This is a genomic window from Dactylosporangium sp. CS-047395, assembly GCF_050942185.1.
In the GTDB taxonomy this organism is placed as follows: Bacteria; Actinomycetota; Actinomycetes; order Mycobacteriales; family Micromonosporaceae; genus Dactylosporangium.
In genome coordinates, this window is sequence record NZ_CP192015.1 from 3895845 (window position 1) to 3912713 (window position 16869).

At 73.3% G+C, this 16869-nt stretch carries 12 protein-coding genes; 8 read left to right on the forward strand and 4 right to left on the reverse strand.

Going from position 1 to position 16869, the window contains the following annotated elements:
• Window positions 1–12 precede the first annotated feature (12 nt).
• Together ACQP00_RS18325 and eccD are read right to left on the reverse strand one after the other, a co-directional pair.
• The gene (locus ACQP00_RS18325; protein ID WP_433220617.1) at window positions 13–1293 is read right to left on the reverse strand and encodes a S8 family serine peptidase; all 1281 of its coding nucleotides are present in this window, start codon (window positions 1291–1293) and stop codon (window positions 13–15) included.
• Entirely contained in the window at window positions 1290–2681 is a 1392-nt protein-coding gene (eccD, locus tag ACQP00_RS18330) for a type VII secretion integral membrane protein EccD (RefSeq protein WP_433220619.1), read from the reverse strand. Before eccD ends, ACQP00_RS18325 begins: the two co-directional genes overlap by 4 nt.
• A 178-nt stretch (window positions 2682–2859) precedes the next feature.
• Here eccD and eccCa point away from each other — a divergent pair, with 178 nt between their 5' ends.
• From eccCa to ACQP00_RS18365, 7 genes are all read left to right on the forward strand, one after another.
• A complete protein-coding gene (eccCa, locus tag ACQP00_RS18335; RefSeq protein WP_433220621.1) occupies window positions 2860–6786 on the forward strand; it encodes a type VII secretion protein EccCa in 3927 nt (1308 codons plus the stop codon).
• A gap of 104 nt (window positions 6787–6890) precedes the next feature.
• On the forward strand, window positions 6891–7493 hold the full coding sequence (locus tag ACQP00_RS18340; RefSeq protein ID WP_433220623.1) for a hypothetical protein: 603 nt from the start codon (window positions 6891–6893) through the stop codon (window positions 7491–7493).
• A 48-nt stretch (window positions 7494–7541) separates the two neighbouring features.
• Window positions 7542–7853 carry a hypothetical protein gene (locus ACQP00_RS18345; protein WP_433220625.1) on the forward strand — a complete coding sequence of 104 codons (312 nt, stop codon included), beginning with the start codon at window positions 7542–7544 and terminating at the stop codon, window positions 7851–7853.
• A 16-nt stretch (window positions 7854–7869) separates the two neighbouring features.
• Window positions 7870–8172 (forward strand): hypothetical protein, encoded by a 303-nt coding sequence (locus ACQP00_RS18350; protein ID WP_433220627.1) that lies wholly within the window; start codon window positions 7870–7872, stop codon window positions 8170–8172.
• Window positions 8173–8236: 64 nt separating this feature from the next.
• Entirely contained in the window at window positions 8237–8581 is a 345-nt protein-coding gene (locus ACQP00_RS18355; RefSeq protein WP_433220629.1) for a hypothetical protein, read from the forward strand.
• 11 nt (window positions 8582–8592) lie between these two features.
• Window positions 8593–10233: a hypothetical protein gene (locus ACQP00_RS18360; RefSeq protein ID WP_433220631.1), complete on the forward strand. Its 1641-nt coding sequence runs from the start codon at window positions 8593–8595 to the stop codon at window positions 10231–10233.
• A gap of 35 nt (window positions 10234–10268) precedes the next feature.
• On the forward strand, window positions 10269–10595 hold the full coding sequence (locus ACQP00_RS18365; protein WP_433220633.1) for a hypothetical protein: 327 nt from the start codon (window positions 10269–10271) through the stop codon (window positions 10593–10595).
• Window positions 10596–10630: 35 nt separating this feature from the next.
• Here the strand turns inward: ACQP00_RS18365 and ACQP00_RS18370 are convergent, their stop codons facing one another.
• Together ACQP00_RS18370 and ACQP00_RS18375 are read right to left on the reverse strand one after the other, a co-directional pair.
• Window positions 10631–11752, reverse strand: a complete 1122-nt coding sequence (locus ACQP00_RS18370) for a hypothetical protein (RefSeq protein ID WP_433220635.1) — start codon at window positions 11750–11752, stop codon at window positions 10631–10633.
• A complete protein-coding gene (locus ACQP00_RS18375) occupies window positions 11749–14475 on the reverse strand; it encodes a hypothetical protein (RefSeq protein WP_433220637.1) in 2727 nt (908 codons plus the stop codon). Before ACQP00_RS18375 ends, ACQP00_RS18370 begins: the two co-directional genes overlap by 4 nt.
• Before the next feature lie 135 nt (window positions 14476–14610).
• Here ACQP00_RS18375 and ACQP00_RS18380 point away from each other — a divergent pair, with 135 nt between their 5' ends.
• Entirely contained in the window at window positions 14611–16569 is a 1959-nt protein-coding gene (locus ACQP00_RS18380; protein WP_433220638.1) for a hypothetical protein, read from the forward strand.
• Window positions 16570–16869: the final 300 nt, after the last annotated feature.

The following is a 16869-nucleotide window of genomic DNA, read 5'->3' on the forward strand; positions in this document are numbered from 1 at the left end:
GAAGCGCCTCACTCAGATCAGGCGGACATCCGGGGGATCGGCGCCCGGCTCCTGCACCGGTGTGCGCGGCCCCGTCCGGTTGCGCCGCTGCCGGGCCGCCCGCAGCGCCAGCCGGCCCAGGTAGGCCAGGACGGCGGCCACGGTGAGCACCCCGACGATCCCCAGCAGCCGGCCCCAGCGCTCGGCGATCCCGCCGCCCTCGTCCGGCCGGGGCAGGACCCGGACCGAGCCGGCGGCGGGGACCGGGCCGGACGCGCTCGCCGAGGCCGCCGGTCCGGCGCCGACCTGCGCGCTCAGCGCCGCGAACGGGTCCACCATCCCGGCGCCCACCCGGTCGTCGCGGGCCGCGCCGAGCGGGACGGCGGTCGCGGTCAGCCGGTGTACCACCTCCGCCGCCGACATCCCCGGGAAGCGCGCGCGCACCAGCGCGGCCACCCCCGAGACGAGCGCGGTGGCGAAGCTCGTGCCGCTCACCCCGGCGTACCCGCCACCGGACGCGGGCGCGGTGAGCCCTTCGCCGGGCGCGGCGATGCCGACCCAGTCGCCCCGGTTGGACTGGGCCAGGGGCGTGCCGTCCTGCTTGAGCGCGGCCACCGCGAGCACGCCCGGATAGGCCGCCGGGTACCACTTCGTGTCGCCGTTGGACGCCTCGTTGCCGGCCGCCGCGACCACCACGACGTTGCGGCTCAGCGCGTACTGGATCGCGTCGCGGATCGGCGCCCGGTCCACCGACACCGCGAACGACAGGTTGAGCACCTGGCCCGACTCGGCGCCGGTGCGGATGGCGGCGGCGATCATCTCGGGGGAGGAGTTGTCGATGCCGTCCAGGAAGCGCACCGGGGCGATCCGGGCCGCCGGGGCCACCCCGATCACCCGGTCGTCGTCGCCGGGGCGGGCGGCGATGAGCCCGGCGATCGCGGTGCCGTGGCTGGCGCCGTTGTCGCCGCAGTCGCCGAGCCCGCCCGCCACCCGCTGGAAGCCCGGCGGGGTCGCGGACGGGACGAAGTCGAAGCCGGGCGCCATCGCCGCCTGCAGCTTGGCCTGGCCGCCGTCGACGCCCGAGTCGACCACGGCCACCGTGACCCCGGCCCCGGTGGACAGGTCCCAGGCCCGTTCGAGGCCCAGCCGGGCGATGGTCGGGTCGCGGGGCGCGTTGGACGGCAGCGGCTGGCCGGGCGCCGGGGGATTGCGGCAGTCGCCAGGGGCGCGGGCCGCCGGCGCGGCCGCCGCCGCCCCGGGGACCAGCAGCGCGGCGAGCGCGGCCAGGACCGCCAGCGGCCGACCGGACTTCACGCCCGCAGGTCCATCAGGGTGCGGTACACGTTCCACACCGCCAGCGCGAGCGGCACCACCGACAGCATCAGCGTCGTTTCGAGCACGTCGAGGCCGCGGGCCAGCCGCGGGGTCGCCTTGCGCCGGCCCGCGAACCCGCCGATGACCGCGGCCAGCAGCGCGATCCCGCCCAGCGACGGGGCGAGGACGCCCATGAGGATGCCCGGGTGGCCGAGGAACCGCACGACGAGGATGCCGGCCCCGACGAGCAGCGTGGCCGACACCGCGACGGCGACCGCGCCGACCTGCTCCCGCTCGCGGAACAGCCGCCCGCGCAGCAGGGCCAGCAGCGCGAGGACGCCGGCCAGCAGCCGCGACCACAGCGACGGGTCGGCCGCCAGCACCAGCGCGCCGCCGGCGATGACCGCCTGGCAGCCGGCGAGCAGCCCGGACAGCAGGCGGCGGGCCCGGGCGATCTGGTGCGTGGCGCCTTCGAGGTCGAGGCGGCCGTACACCTCGGCGAGGTCCTCGGCGGAACGGGGCAGCGGCTGGCGGGGCAGCCGGGCCGAGCGCAGCGCCACCGTCGGCAGCAGCGTGGTCGCGCCGAGGGCGAGCGGCGCCACGACGGCGGCGGCCGCGGCGGCCCGGGCGTCGGCCAGGATCGCGATCAGGGCGCCGAGGGTGGCCGCGAGGGCGACGATGCCGAACGCGGCGAAGACGTGGTCGCCGCCGCCCACCACGGCCGGGCTGACCGCGGCGACGAGCAGCGCGGCCGCCCCGGCGATGAGCAGGTGCCCGCGCCCCCAGTCGCCGCCGAGCAGTTCGGCGGCGCACAGCGCGGCGCCGGGCACGGCGAGCGCGGCCGCGAGGGTCGCCGCCGCGAGGTCGTTGACGGCCCGGGACATGGCCCAGGCGATGGCGAGCAGCAGCAGGGCCAGGCCGCCGGCGAGCCCGCCGGCGATGACGCCACCCGCGGCCGCGAGGGCGCCGAGGCCGCCGAGCACCGCGACGGTGACCAGCGCCGCGCACGCGAGCCGCAGGTCCCTGGTGGCCCAGGGCCGGGGCACGCCGTCCTGCGCGATGAGTTCGACGACGTCGTCGTAGACGGGCGGCGGGGTGCGCTCGGCCGCGCGGTGCAGCACCAGCAGCGCGCCCTCGGCCACGCCGGCCTCGGACAGCGTCGTGCCGGGGTCGAGCCGCTCGGCGTCGGCGGTGGACAGCACCCAGCCGCCGGCCTCGTGCTCGTCCTGCCCGACCTGGCGCAGCAGCATCGGCAGCAGCCGGGCGAGCGTCACCGCCGACGGCACGGCCAGGTCGACCTGGACCCCCGGCGCGGCCAGCCGGACCCGGCAGAACGCCCCGCCGTGGCCGGTGTCAACGGACGGTAACGTCGTCGTACTCCGCGTCATCGCGCTCCCCCGCCGGCGACGCCGGTGCTGCTCGTGTGCCTTGTCATGCCGGTCCGTAGGGTAACTTCATCGATCGAAGAGTTCCAGCGGCCGCATCGACGGTCACAATATGTCACACGGGGGTTCCGCTTTGCCCACGACGGCGTTCCGCCGCCCGCCCCGGACACCGCGGCCGAGCGTGCCCGAGGGCGAGGTGCTGCTGCAGCCGCCGCCCGAGCTGACCAAGCCGGACTCGGGCAACGTCTGGCTGACCGCGCTGCCGGCGCTGTCGGGGCTGGGGTCGGTGGCGTACCTCTTCGCCGCGCCCAGCAACCCGATCACCTACGTCGCCGGGTCGTTCTTCCTGTTCTCGTCGCTGGCCATGGTGGCCGGTTCGCTGCTGCGGGCCCGGGCGACCCAGCGCGCCGACGCCGAGCACAACCGGCGGGACTATCTGCGGTACCTGGGCCGGATGCGCGAGCGGGTTCGGCGCACGGCCGACGCCCAGCGCGAGGCGGCCGAGTGGGTGGCGCCCGCGCCGGACCAGCTGTGGTCGGTGGCCGCCTCGGCGCGGCTGTGGGAGCGGCGGCCGCTCGATCCGGACTTCGGCTGGCTGCGGCTCGGGCTGGGGCCGCAGTACCTGTCCACGCAGCTGGTGCCGGGCGAGACCGGGCCGGTCGAGGACCTCGACCCGCTGTGCGCGCTGGCGCTGCGCCGGTTCATCGCGAGCCACTCGGCGGTGCCGGACCTGCCGGTGCAGCTGTCCCTGCGCCGCTACGCCGCGATCGCGCTGTCCGGTGACCGCGACGAGGCCCGCTCGCTGGCCCGGGCCCTGGTCGCCCAGGCCGTCACCTGGCACGCCCCGACCGACCTGCGGCTGATCGTGTGCACCGGCGACGCCGAGGCCGCCCAGTGGGGCTGGGTGAAGTGGCTGCCGCACGCCCAGCACCCGACCGAGCTCGACCACGCGGGGCCGGTGCGGCTGGTCAACCCGTCGCTGGCGGTGCTGGAGGAGTGGCTGGAGGACGAGCTGGCCAACCGGCCCGGGTTCAACCGGCACGCGGCCGCCGACCCGGACGTGCCGCACCTGCTCATCGTCCTCGACGGCGGCCTGACGACCGGGCTGGAGCTGCTGCTCAACCCCGACGGGCTGCAGTCCGCGACCGTCGTCGACCTCGACGGGCGGACCGCCGAACTGGTCCGCGGCCACGGCGTGGAGCTCGTCGCCGCCGACGGCCGCCTCGACACCCGGGTCGGCACCTCGCTGACCCCGCTGGGCCGGCCCGACACGCTGCGCCCGGCGGTGGCGGCGGCGCTGGCCGAGCAGGTCGCCGAGTTCCGCCTCGACGTGGTGACGGCGCAGGCCGAGGACCTCTCCACGGTCGACCAGACGCTGCCGGGCCTGCTCGGCATCGACGACCCGGGCCACCTCGACCTGGCGTCGCTGTGGGCGCCGCGGGCGCTGCGCGACCGGCTGCGCGCCCCGATCGGCATCGCGGCCGACGGCGGGATCCTCGAGCTGGACATCAAGGAGTCGGCGTACGACGGCATGGGCCCGCACGGCCTGGTCATCGGCGCGACCGGCTCCGGCAAGTCGGAGCTGCTGCGCACCCTCGTGCTCGCGCTCGCCTCGACGCACGGCCCGGACGCGCTGAACCTGGTGCTGGTCGACTTCAAGGGCGGCGCCACCTTCGCCGGGATGGCCACGCTGCCGCACGTCGCCGCGGTCATCACGAACCTGCAGGACGACCTCGCCCTCGTCGACCGCATGCAGGAGGCGCTGTCCGGCGAGATGAACCGGCGCCAGGAGATCCTGCGCGCGGCCGGCAACCTGGTCTCGGTCCGCGACTACGACCGGGCCCGCCAGCGCGGGGCCGACCTGCCGCCGCTGCCGAGCCTGTTCATCGTCGTCGACGAGTTCTCCGAGCTGCTGTCGCAGAAGCCGGACTTCGCCGACCTGTTCGCCCAGATCGGCCGGCTCGGCCGCTCGCTGGGCCTGCACCTGCTGCTCGCCTCGCAGCGGCTCGACGAGGGCCGGCTGCGCGGGCTGGAGGCGAACCTGTCCTACCGGATCTGCCTGCGCACGTTCACCGAGCAGGAGAGCCGCACGGTGCTCGGCGTACCGGACGCGTTCAGCCTGCCCAGCGCGCCCGGGCACGGCTACATGCGGGGTGAGTCGGCGAACCTGCGCCGGTTCCGGGCCGCGTACGTCTCCGGCCCCTACGGCACCCAGGAGCAGGTCGGCGACCAGCTGCTGGCCGGGGAGCTGGAGGTGCGGCCGTTCAAGGCCGAGTTCCAGCCGGCCCCGCAGGCGTCCGAGGCGGGCCGGACGATGCCGTGGTCGGGCGACCCGGCCGACACCACGGAGACGGTCAACCTGCAGGAGGTCGAGAGCGCGCAGCGGACCATCCTGTCGACGATGGTCGCCCAGCTCACCGGCCAGGGCACCGCGGCCCACCGGGTCTGGCTGCCGCCGCTGGGCGCCCCCGACACCCTCGACACGCTCATGACCGACCTGCGGGTGCGCCCGGGCCGCGGCTACGGCGCCGACCCGCGGGCCGAGCCGCTGCGGGTGCCGGTCGGCATCGTGGACCGGCCGTTCTACCAGCGCCGCGACCCGATGTGGGTGGACCTGGCCGGCTCCGGCGGGCACGCGGCCGTCGTCGGCGGGCCCCGCTCGGGCAAGTCGACGCTGCTGCGGACCGTGATCTGCGCCCTGGCGCTGCGGCACACCCCGGCCGAGGTGCAGTTCTACGCCCTGGACTTCTCCGGGACGCTGTTCGGCCTGTCCGGGCTGCCGCACGTCGGCGGGGTCGCCGGCCGGCAGGAGGCCGAGGTCGCCCGGCGGATCGTGGCCGAGGTCGGCGCGATCATCGAGGACCGCGAGCGGCGCTTCCGCGAGCTCGGCGTGGACACCATGGCCGACTACCGGCGGCTGCGCGAGCAGGGCGTGGTCGACGACGACCGGTTCGGCGACGTGTTCCTGGTCGTCGACGGCTGGGCGGTGCTGCGCCAGGACTACGAGGACCTGGAGTCGGCGCTGATCAGCCTGGCCGCCCGGTCGCTGACCTACGGCGTGCACCTGATGCTGACCGCGAACCGCTGGCTCGACTTCCGCTTCGGCCTGCGCGACCTCATCGGCACCAAGCTGGAGCTCAAGCTCGGCGACGCGCTCGACTCCGAGATCGACCGCAAGGCCCAGCTGGCGGTGGCCGGCGACCGGCCCGGCCGCGGCGTGAGCCCGGACAAGATGCAGTTCCTGGCGGCGGTACCCCGCATCGACCGCCGCCGCCAGGCCGACGATCTGTCCGCCGGCGTCTCCGGCCTGGTCCAGGCGGTCGCCGACTACTGGGACGGCCCGGCGGCCCCGCGGGTGCGGCTGCTGCCGGCCCTGGTCGAGTTCGCGGACCTGCCGAAGGAGTCCCGCGAGCAGGGCATCGTGCTCGGCCTGGAGGGCGGCCGGCTGCGCCCGGTCGAGTTCGAGTGGCGCGAGCCCGGCCTGGTCCTGCTCGGCGACGCCGAGTCCGGCAAGACCTCGACGCTGCGGGCGGTCGGCCGGCAGGTCGTCGACACGTGGCGGCCGAAGCAGGCCAAGGTGATCCTCCTCGACTACCGGCGCAGCCTGCTCGGCGAGTTCACCGGCGAGTCGCTGCTCGGCTACGCGGCCAACCAGTCGCAGGCCGAGGAGCTGGTCGCCGGGCTGGTCGAGGGCTTCACCAAGCGGCTGCCCGGCGCCGACGTGACCCCGCAGCAGCTGCGCACCCGCAGCTGGTGGACCGGGCCCGACATCTACCTGCTCGTCGACGACTACGAGCTGGTGGCCTCGGGCGTCAACCCGCTGATCCCGCTGCTGCCGTTCCTGTCCCAGGCCCGGGACATCGGCATGTACCCGTACGTGGCCCGGCGGGCCGGCGGCGCCGCGCGGGCGCTCATGGACCCGTTCCTGGGTGCGATGCGCGAGCTGAGCTTCCCGGCCGTGGTGCTCAGCGCGCCCCGCGACGAGGCGCCGATGTTCGGGGTGCGGCCCGCGCAGCTGCCGCCCGGGCGGGGAACGCTCGTGCATCGCCGGTACGGATCCGTGCCCATCCAGCTCGCCCGATTGGACGCCCGCCCCGAGGTGGAGTGATCATGGCGCGGAACAGGTAAATATTCTTGTGGCCGCCGATACTTGTCCTGGAACGATATATTGAAGATGGTGTTCGACGGGGGAGCCAGGCTTTGTTCAACGACATGCACGAGCGATCGACCGCACGGGGCGTCCGTGCCGTGGCCCTGACGGCCGCGGCGCTCGCCTTCGCGGCCGCCTGCTCGGACTCGTCCGACCCCCAGGCGGGGACCAGCACGGCCCCGACCGCCCCGGCCACGACCCCGGCCGCTCCGTCAAGCACCCCGACCACGTCCGGACCGTCGGCGGCGCCGAGCTACACCAAGCCGCCGTCGCGCAGCCTCACCCGCCCGGCGGGTGTGGCCGCGATCCCGGGTTCGGCCTGCTCGACCGCGCTGAGCGACATCCACATCTTCGCGGCGTCGTGGGCGGCCAACCAGGTCAAGTACGTGGCGCGGGGGCAGCAGGTGCCCGATGACGTGTGGGCCGAGACGGCCCAGGTCACCGACAACTACCACCAGGGCATCGGCATCACCCGCGGCGACATCAAGGCCGCCAAGGTGCCGGAGAGTTTCCCGGTGTACGGCGACCTGGCCGACGCGGACGCGGCGATCACCGAGGCGGTCGCGGCGGCCAAGGCGAAGGACAGCTCGAACGTGATGTCGATCTACTTCAAGGCTCGCACGGCCGAGGACCACCTGGTCGAGTCGTGCTCGGCGCTGGAGTGAACGACTGGCAACGATCCACCACCTTGAGGAGGGTGCGCAGTGTCCGGTGTGAAGATCGATCTTTCGGCCGTACTGGCCGCGGAGAGCGTCGTGAACAACGCCGTCTCCGAGATGGAGGGCGTCACCCAGAAGATCCTCGCCCAGGCGGGGCTCAGCGAGGCGGCCATGAAGGCCCCGGCGGGGCAGATCACCTCGTCGACGTTCTCCGGTCTGGGCGGCGGCGGCAAGGCGCTCTCGGAGACCCTGACCGAGCTGCAGAACGACCTGGCCAAGCTGCGGGCGACCGCGGAGGCCGGTTCCGACCAGGCCACCCAGGCCGCCAAGGCGGGTGTCGGTTCGTCCGTCGCCCAGGGCATGTGAGAGAGAGGGCCAGCGGATGAGCGGCAGCGGCTACATCGAGTTCAAGAACGAGGACATCGCCACCATCGCGAGCGTCACCGGCAACTCCCAGGCCGACTGGGACCGGATCTGGGAAGGCGTGCGCAGCAAGCTCACCGGCGTCGTCTCCGAGGCCCTGGACGCCCTCACGGGTGCCTCCCTCGAGGACCGCACGGCGCGCTACCACCAGCGCACGGCGCAGTACACCGCCGACCTCAACTCGCAGAAGATGGCGGTGCACAACGTCGGCTCGATCTCGTCCGACACCAACCAGCAGATGAGCCGGGTCATCGCCGGCTGATTTCCACGGGAACGGGCCGGGATCCGTCCCGGCCCGTCACGTCAGAGCGCCTGGAGGGATGACGGTGGGCGACGCGTACGGATGGACCGACAATGGCCGGCAGGTCTTCGACCCGGAGCGGCTCGAGAAGGCCGCGGCCGAGCTGCGGGAGAAGCAGAAGCCGGCCGATCTGCAGGACCAGTTGCTGAGCAACCTGATTCCGCAGGCCGCGTTCGGTGAGATTCCCGGCGGGGCCGCGGCCTTCGCCCGGTTGTCCGACTCCTACCGGTCGATGGTGCAGGAGCTCAAGAAGGTCGGCATCGACATGACCGACCTGGCCAGCCGCACGCTCGCCGCGGCGGACCTGGCCCGCGAAGCCGACCCGGCCACCCAGCGAGCGGCCCGGATGGGCCAGTCCCGCGCCTACTAACTGGAGCGAACATGGCCAGTTACGACTACTACACCGCCAAGACCAAGCTGGAGAGCGGCGAGCCCTACTCGCTCGAGTCCGTGGCGACGACCTGGCGCAACTTCGCCGAGGCGCTGCGCAACGCGGCCGGGCACCTGCAGGGCACGTCGGCCAAGGTCACCGAGCAGTACGGCGACCCGTACCAGAACTTCGGCGACCGGGCCGTCCCGGTGGCGAACTGGATGAGCAACGTCAGCGGCTACGCCGACGCGGTGGCCGGCGGCCTGTCGAAGGCCTCCACCACGGGCAGCAGCGCCCAGATGACGATGTACCAGGAAGAGTACGAGTTCAACCAGGACGTGGACAAGATCGTCGGCCCCGAGGGGGCCCTGTCCATGGGCCGGGTCAACGCCATCGACCGCCGCGAGGCGCAGGCGGCGGCCGTGCTCAACAAGGAGATCGACAAGTGGTCGGCCGCGTATGAGGCCTTCCAGCCGGGCGCGCTCGACACGGCACCCACCCGGGCCGGCAGCGGCGGCGCCGACGACGGTGGCACCGGCCCCGGCGGCGGCACCAACAACGCCTCGCGCGGCGCGCAGCCGATCTCGTCGGGCGGCAACAGCGACGGCAACGGCAACGCGGCCGTGATCGGTACGGTCGGCACGATCGGCACGGTCGGTGGCGTCGGTGCGGGGACGACGACGACCGGCAACGGCTCGCAGGTCGGCTCGGGGACGTTCCCGGGCTCCTCGGTCGTCGGGCCGGGCGACGGCGACTTCGCAGGCTGGGTCAAGGACCCGCGCACCGGGTACCTCATCGACCCGTCGACGGGCCAGGAGTACGACCCGACGACCGGGCGCTGGATCGACCCGGTCACCGGCAAGCCGTTCGGCGAGGTGGAGCAGTACGCCTCGCGCCTGGAGGGCCTCGACGGCGGCGGCAACCCGACCGGGCTGCTCGGCGGCAACGGTCCCCTGACGCTCGCCCCGACCCTCGGTGGCGGCGGCGGGGGTGGCGGCGGCGGTACCGGCGGCATGTACGGCGGCCTCGTCCCGCCGAGCCTGGACCCGAACAACCCGGCCTCGGCCCAGCTGCGCCAGCAGGCCGGCGATCGCATGGCGGCCAAGGCGTACGCGGCCGAGCAGCTGGCGCTCAAGGAGGCCAGCCAGGGCGGCCGGCCCTACGTGCCGCCGATGCAGGGCGGCATGCAGGGTGGCCTCGACGGCGGCCGCGGCGGTGCCAACCGCCGGCGATCGCTGGTCACCGAGCCGGAGTCGACCTGGACGAACCGGGCCCGCAACCTGCGCGCGAGCGGCCGTACCGGCGGCGGTGGCGTCCCGGAAGAGGGGCTGCTGGCGGCCGGGCGCGGCGGCCGGTCCGGTGCCGGCGGCGGCCGTGGCATGGCCCAGGAATCGCTGATGGGACCGGGTACCACCGCCGCTTCGGCGCGGGGCCGGGCGGGTCGCCTGCCGGGCGAGCCGATGGAGCCGGTCGCGGGCCGGGCCGCCGGTCAGGGCCAGGGTCAGGGCCGCGGGGCGTACCTGCCCCCGACCCAGGCGGGCGCGGCCGACGAGCGCAAGGACAAGCAGCGCAAGCGGCCGGACTGGCTGGTCGAGGACGACGTGTGGTCGGCGCACCTGGAAGCCGGCCCGCGCGTGCTGGGCGAGGATTAGCCCGAGGAATAGGCAGGAGGCACACCGTGGCGGACATGGCGTACGACACCGAGCAGCTGCGGCAGGGCGGCAAGATCAGCCGGCAGGCCAGCGAGCAGGCCGACAAGGCCGGCAACACCGTCAACGGCACGCTGGTCTCGGCCGGCGCGTTCGGCGACGTCGGGCCGGCCGGTTCGCTCGCCAACGTGCTCGATCAGGCCAAGGCCGAGCACGCCAAGGGCGCGCAGGGCGCCGCCGTGAACACCGATGTCTCCGGGCAGCGGGCGGACGTCACCGCCGACGCCGGGGATCAGCTCGTGCAGGTGACCACGGTGGCGGCGAAGAGCGGCGTCACGCAACAGGTGGTCGACGGCATGTCGTAAGGCTCGGGGTTCTCCTGGCGCGCCCGCATCGGTTGCTACGGTGCGGGCGCGCTTTCGTTGCCGAGGCTGCCGTCCGGCCAGGCCAGGATGCGGCAGAACGAGTCCGGCCGCGGGCATTTGAGGGGGAGTGCGGTCACCTTCGTCGAGCCGTCCTGCAGCGCGCCGAAGCGGGTGCTGCCGTCGCTCTGGTAGGCGGCGGTCACCGCGACCTTGCCGCCTTCGGTGACGGCCCGCGAGCGGTCCCGGGCGCCGCCCCACATCCAGCTGATGTCGCTGTTGCGGGCCGCGGTGCGGTGGTGGCTGGTACGGATCGTGCCGTCGGTGATCGACTCGACCCAGAACCAGTCGTTGACGCCGGTCCACCCCTGCGGCTGGCCGGGCACGACCGTGGCGAAGCCGCCGCGGCCGGTCGGGTCGAGGTCGACCGGAGGATCGGCGGGGCGCAGCGGGGCCGCCTGGCGGGCGGTGGCGGTCAGGGTCTCGGCGCCGTACAGGCGGGTGCCGTCGGTGCTCGCATATCCGGTGGCCGCGTCGAACGCGAACGGCTGCGGGGCCGCCGGCAGCCAGACCGGGGTGCCGGCCGAGCCGATGACGAAGCTGCCGGACCCGCCCGGCCCGGTGAGCGGGGTGCAGGCGTCGCCGTTCTTCGGCGGCAGGGTGCGGGTGCACCAGGTGGCGTCGCCGGTCCTGATGAGCGCGATCTCGCGGCCCAGCCCGACGGTCACGCCGGGCCAGTCCGTCGCCACGATGCGGCCGCCGGCCACGTCGACGAGCGGCAGGCCGGGTGCGGCGAACCAGCGGTACCCGGGGGAGAAGTACTGGGTGCGCAGCAGCAGATCCGGGTCGGCGAGGTAGGCGCCCAGGAGCTGGTCCTCGGCGCGCTTCGCACCGCCCGGCGGAGTGGGCAGCGCGCAGTACGACTGGACCTGGCCGGTGCGCACGTCGACGGCGGTGAGTGCGGCCGGCAGCGCCGCCTGACTGGCGGCGTCGCCGGGTTTCGGCCCGGCCCACAGCACCGCGTTCGCCGCCTGGGTGAACGCGTCGGTGCGGCACGGGGCCGGCCCGGTGGCACTCGGCGCCGGGTCCGGCGCGGGGTCGGTGCAGGCGGCCAGCAGCAGCAGGCCGGCCAGCACCGCCCCGAGTCGGGTCAGCCTCACTTGACCGGGATGACGGGCGCCGTGGTGTTCGTGTCGCCCTTGTTGTCCGGCACCTGCTTGTCGACGTAGGCGCCGTCCCAGGTGGTCGGCTCGTGGTAGGTGAAGCGGGTCTCGTCGCCGTAGTAGATGCGGTACTGGTCGTCGGTGTTCGACCAGTTGCCGCCGGCGTCGCCGAGGGAGCCGACCTGGTCCGCGCCCGTGCCGGAGGCGGTCGTGCTGAACTGGGTGTTGTACCCGCCGCCGTGGTCCTTGTCCGACGTGGACGGCGCGCCGATCGTGCCGTCGACGGTGCGCCCGCCGAGGTCCACCGTGTAGTTGTCGAGGTTGTTGTAGATCTGGCGGACGACGGCCTCCGGGTATTGCCCGTCGGAGTCCGCGGTCACCGGCACCATGCCGCCGTTGCCGTCCGACACCATGATCGGGTGGCCGGACTTGGCGCTGGCGTCGATCGTCATGGCCACGATGTTGTCCTGCACCCGGGCGTGGGCCGAGGCCTCGGCGTTGTTGCCGTTGGCGAGGTCCACCACGTACTGCTGCAGGTTGGTGATGTACTGGTTCTGGTCCGGCGCCTCGGGCTCCTGGATCGCGGCGTCGGTGATGATGCCGAACGCGGTCGAGCCGACGTCCAGCGCCGTGCTGGCCTGCGGCGGCAGGGGCATCAGGCCGGCGATGTCGAAGAACGTGTTGACGCCGTCGATGTAGCCCTTCTTGACGTTGTAGTCCGACATCGCCTGCGCGTACGCGAGGTCCTCGGCCGTCTTCTTCGCCTTGTCGTCCATGCCGTTCTGCAGCACCATGTCGTTGATCACGCCGGCCGCGGCCGCGTCGGTGCTGCTGGTCAGGCGGATCGCGTCGGCCATGGCCCGCTGGTACACCGGATCGCTCGGGTCGGTGTGCCCGGCCTTCATGGCCATCTCCAGGTAGTCCCCGCCCCGCGCCAGCGTGCCCTCGCGGAAGTGCTGGTAGACGCCCGGGTCGCTGGCCGCGACGAACTTCAGGAAGTTGCCGCGGGTGGCGGCGTCCATCTGGAAGCCCGAGATCTTCGTGCCGTCCGGCAGCGTGATCGTCGTGACGCCGTTCGGGCCCGTGTCGTACTGCGCGAAGGAGTCCACATAGGTCATGCCCACGTTCGCGATGGCGCCCTTGACCTTGTCGTTGGCCATCCGCGCCAGGCCGTCGTAGTCGGTGCCGGCGTCCTGCACGATGGCCAGCCCGGCCTTGGCGGCGGCGTCGTCGGACAGGCCGTGCCCGCGCATGCTCGCCGAGAGCAGGACGTCGGACGCGCCCTGGCCGGACTGCCAGTTCATGCCCATCACCTCGCGCCGCTCGGCCGCGTTGTTCACGATCCAGTCGTTGGTGAACGGCCGGTTGCGGGCCACCACGCCGAGCGCGTCGGACGACAGCTCGTCCGGCATGAGCTTGTTCCAGTCGTCGACCGACAGTTCCTTGAGCGACGGGTCGTAGCCGTGCGCGATCGGGTAGTCGGCCTTGTAGTTCGCGTACATGACGTTGATCTGGTGCTTCCAGCGCAGCGAGGCGTCCTTGAGGTTCGACGCGAGCTCGTTGCTCGGGGCCACGCCGTCGCTGGAGTAGTCGTTGAGCAGCCCGGTGAACCCGGCCGCGGCCAGCAGCGCCGGGTCGGTCTTCGGCGGCCACGGCTCGCCGATGTGCCGCTCACCCGGGGTGGCGAAGAAGCCGACCTGGTCGGACGGGTCGGTGACGCCGAGGTTGCTGGCGATGATGTCCCGCGCCGACTTCGGCAGCTCGTTGTACGGCACGTTCTGCGACAGGTTCAGGAAGCCGTCGCCGACCCGGCTGACCATCTGCACGAACGGGTCCTTCTGGTCGGGCTTCTCGCCCGGCTTGACCCCGATCTGCTTGTCGGCCCAGTCCTTGATCTCCCCGAAGTGCGGGGTGACCTCCTCGTAGTACCCCTTGAGCCAGTTCTTCTCCGCCTCGGTCAGCGGGACGCCGGCCTTCTGCTTGGCGTTGAGCAGGTCGAGGTACTGCGTGTTCTTGTCGAACGCGGCCTTGGCGGCGGCCGGGTCGGTCAGCTTCGTCGCGTCGACGGTGCCCTTGCCGGCGGCCGTCGGGTCGGGCACGTCCACGTCGCCCGGGCCCTCGTCGAGGTTCGTCGGCGGGATGAAGCCCAGGTCGGCCATGGCCTTGAGGTGGTCCGAGAGGTACTTCTCGTACTCGCCGATCGACGTCGTCAGCGGCCCGCCGGCGTCCTTGACCTTCTGCACGGCGCGGTTGATGAACGGCTGCATGTACTGCTGCCGGTTCTGCTGGAAATCAGGGTCGTTGTGGTACTGCCGGACCTGCTGGTTCCACTCGCCGATGATCCCGTTGACGTCGCTGACCAGCGTGTTGATCTGGGTGTTGGCCTTGGTCGTGCGCTGCGACAGGTCGCTCGCCGTCTCCGACAGCAGCTTGGCGATCTTGCCCAGCTTCTCGCCGTTGTTGCCCAGCTGCTTGCTGGCCTCGGCGACCTGCGCATCGACATCGATCGGCGTCGCATTGTTGACCTTGTACCCGTCGCCGGCCTTCTCCAGGCCCTTGGTCGCCAGGGTCACCGCGTCGCCCTGCTGGGCCGCGGCCTGGTTGAACCCACGCGCCATGGCGTAGATCTCTTCCGGATCACCGGCGGTGAACTGGTCGCGCAGCTTCCACGGGTCAACCCCGGCCGCCGCAACCAGTGACGCTTGCGAGAAGTCGCTCATCTACGCTCCCGTTTCCTGCCCCCCGCGGGCGGCGCTTCGAAAAGGATCACGGTTACCCCGTATTGTGCCATGCACGTCGATAAGTCGCGCCTCGCGCATGCGCCGAGGTCACGGCCGGTCCGGAACGGGGGAACGATGCTTGCTGCGGCACGGGCGGTGGAGTACCTGCGACGCCTGCAACACCCGCGCGGAAGCTGGAGCGACTTCATGGTCGCCGTCGGCACCTCGGACGCCTGGGTGACCGGCTACACGGGCACGGCGCTGGCAATGGCGGCCGCGGCCGACCACCTGGACCCGGCCGTCCGCAAGGCCGCCGCGGAGGGCGCCGACGCCGCGGCCGACTGGCTGCTGTCGGTCATCGGCCCCCGCGGCGCCTGGGGCTACCACGGCGGCGTGGCCCCGGACGCCGACTCGACGGCGTGGGCGGTCCGGCTGCTGGCCGCTCGGGGCCGCGCGATTCCCGAGAGCGCCCTGACGTTCCTGGCGGCGCACGAGAGCGACGGCGGGTACCGCACGTACAACGACGTCTCCCGCACCCGCCGCTGGTCCCAGCCCACGCCGGATGTCACCGCCACCGCCCTGCTGGCCAGGCATGAGGCCGGACAGCTGGACCGTACGGAGCTGGCCAGTGCCTTCATCCGCCTCATCGCCCCCTGGCAGCGCCCCCCGGGCCGCTGGACCAGCATCTGGTGGGCCGAGGACGGCTACGCCACGACAACGGCCCTGGAGGCCTGGGTGGCCGCGGCCCGGCCGGGCCTGACCCCGGTCCCGGCCCCCGTCCGCGCTCCACAGACCGCCTTCGGCCACGCCCTGTGGCTGCACAGCCTCACCCTGACCGGAGCCACCGCCGACCCGCTGCCCCTGCTGGACGCCCAACGCCCCGGCGGCGGCTGGCCCGGCGACGCTGAGCTGCTGGTCCCCGACCCGAGCGGCGGCGGCCTCACCGAGCGCAGCATCGACGCCCGCGGCATCTTCACCACGGCCACCGCCCTGCGCGCCCTGCTGGTCGCCGCGCCCCCGCAAGCCGACCGCACCCCGCCGCCGCCCGAGCGCATCCTGGGTTACGACCAAGTCATCGGTACCGTCGCCGCCGACCTCGGCATCGACCCCGACCGCGCGGTCGCGGCGTTCCGCGAACTCACCCGCGAGTCCCTGGCGGCCCCGGCCCCGTGGCCCACGGCCCAGCTTTCGGGTCTGGCCGGCGGCCTGCCGGTGGAGCTGTCGGTCACCGACGGCACACCGGCGCTGCGGTACACCGTCGAGGTCGGCGACCCGGTCCTGCCCGCCTTCCCCCGCGCGGTCAGCGGCCTCTACGCCATCGGCCGCGCCGCGGAACTGCTCGGCTTCGGCGAGTCGTGGTCCCGCGCCCGCCCCGCCATCGAGGCCATGGTGGACCCGTCCCTCCCCGTCCCCGAGGGCTGCCGCTTCTGGGTCTGGGCCGGCGTTGACGCCGACACGAACGGCAACGAGGTCCTGAAGATCTACCTCAGCGCCCTGCACCACGACCTCGCCGACGGCCGCGCCTTCCACCGCGTCGCCACCGCCCTGCAGCGCCTCGGCATGCCGCCGTCGGCCCCGGCCCTGGCCGCCTTCGCCCGCCTGGAATCGGCCGGCTTCTGCCAGGAACTCGGGATCGGCCTGGGCCGCGACGGCCGGCTCGGCGCCAAGGTGTACTACGAGCTCCCCGGCTGGCAACCCGACCTCGTCGCCGCCGTCCTGGCCGACGCCGGCCTGCCCGCCGATCCGTCCCCGCTCGTCCCGCGCATCCCCGGCGTCCTGACCGAGCAGGTCGCGGCCACGCACCGGGCCGGCATCATGCTCCGCGTCGGCCTCCCGTCGGGCGCGGTGACCGAGGTATCGTCCGCTTCGGCCTTCATGCGCCCGATGATCGGCCACACCGAGATCGCCCGCCGGGTCGGCGACTGGCTGGGCAGCACCGGTGACCGGCGCGCCTACGACGCCGTCGCCAGGCGCCTGCTGCCCCGCTGGCCCGACAAGACCGGCAGGCTGCACAGCATGTTCACCCGCGCCTATTCCGGCGACGCCGCCCGGACCACCGTCTACTTGAGGCCCGCGTTCCCCACCCTCGACTAGCGCGACCTCCCGCACTTGCCGCAACTTCTCGGCGTGGCGTTGGACAAGCCCCCAATCGCGATGCCGCTTGTGTTCTTTGCGGAAAGCTTCGTTGCGCGCAGAATAGTTTCTTCGCCTCGAAGTGTCCCGCATCGCCGTCAACTCGACCCGGCCAAACAATGACATCTGCCGCACCCAACAATTGTCCCACCGGGCCCAATACAGGCGGAACCCAAAACCGAACAATCGCAAATACCGAAAAACACAAATTCCTGAGTTGTACCACCGAATGATGACCACGACGAATCCGGCAGTCCCCTA

What these genes read in the sequence shown, in the direction of transcription:
- ACQP00_RS18375 (WP_433220637.1), bottom strand. Translation starts at nt 14,475, where the DNA reads ATGAGCGACTTCTCGCAAGCGTCACTGGTTGCGGCGGCCGGGGTTGAC.
- ACQP00_RS18350 (WP_433220627.1), top strand. Translation starts at nt 7,870, where the DNA reads ATGAGCGGCAGCGGCTACATCGAGTTCAAGAACGAGGACATCGCCACC.
- eccD (WP_433220619.1), bottom strand. Translation starts at nt 2,681, where the DNA reads ATGACGCGGAGTACGACGACGTTACCGTCCGTTGACACCGGCCACGGC.
- ACQP00_RS18380 (WP_433220638.1), top strand. Translation starts at nt 14,611, where the DNA reads ATGCTTGCTGCGGCACGGGCGGTGGAGTACCTGCGACGCCTGCAACAC.
- ACQP00_RS18365 (WP_433220633.1), top strand. Translation starts at nt 10,269, where the DNA reads ATGGCGTACGACACCGAGCAGCTGCGGCAGGGCGGCAAGATCAGCCGG.
- ACQP00_RS18340 (WP_433220623.1), top strand. Translation starts at nt 6,891, where the DNA reads ATGCACGAGCGATCGACCGCACGGGGCGTCCGTGCCGTGGCCCTGACG.
- ACQP00_RS18360 (WP_433220631.1), top strand. Translation starts at nt 8,593, where the DNA reads ATGGCCAGTTACGACTACTACACCGCCAAGACCAAGCTGGAGAGCGGC.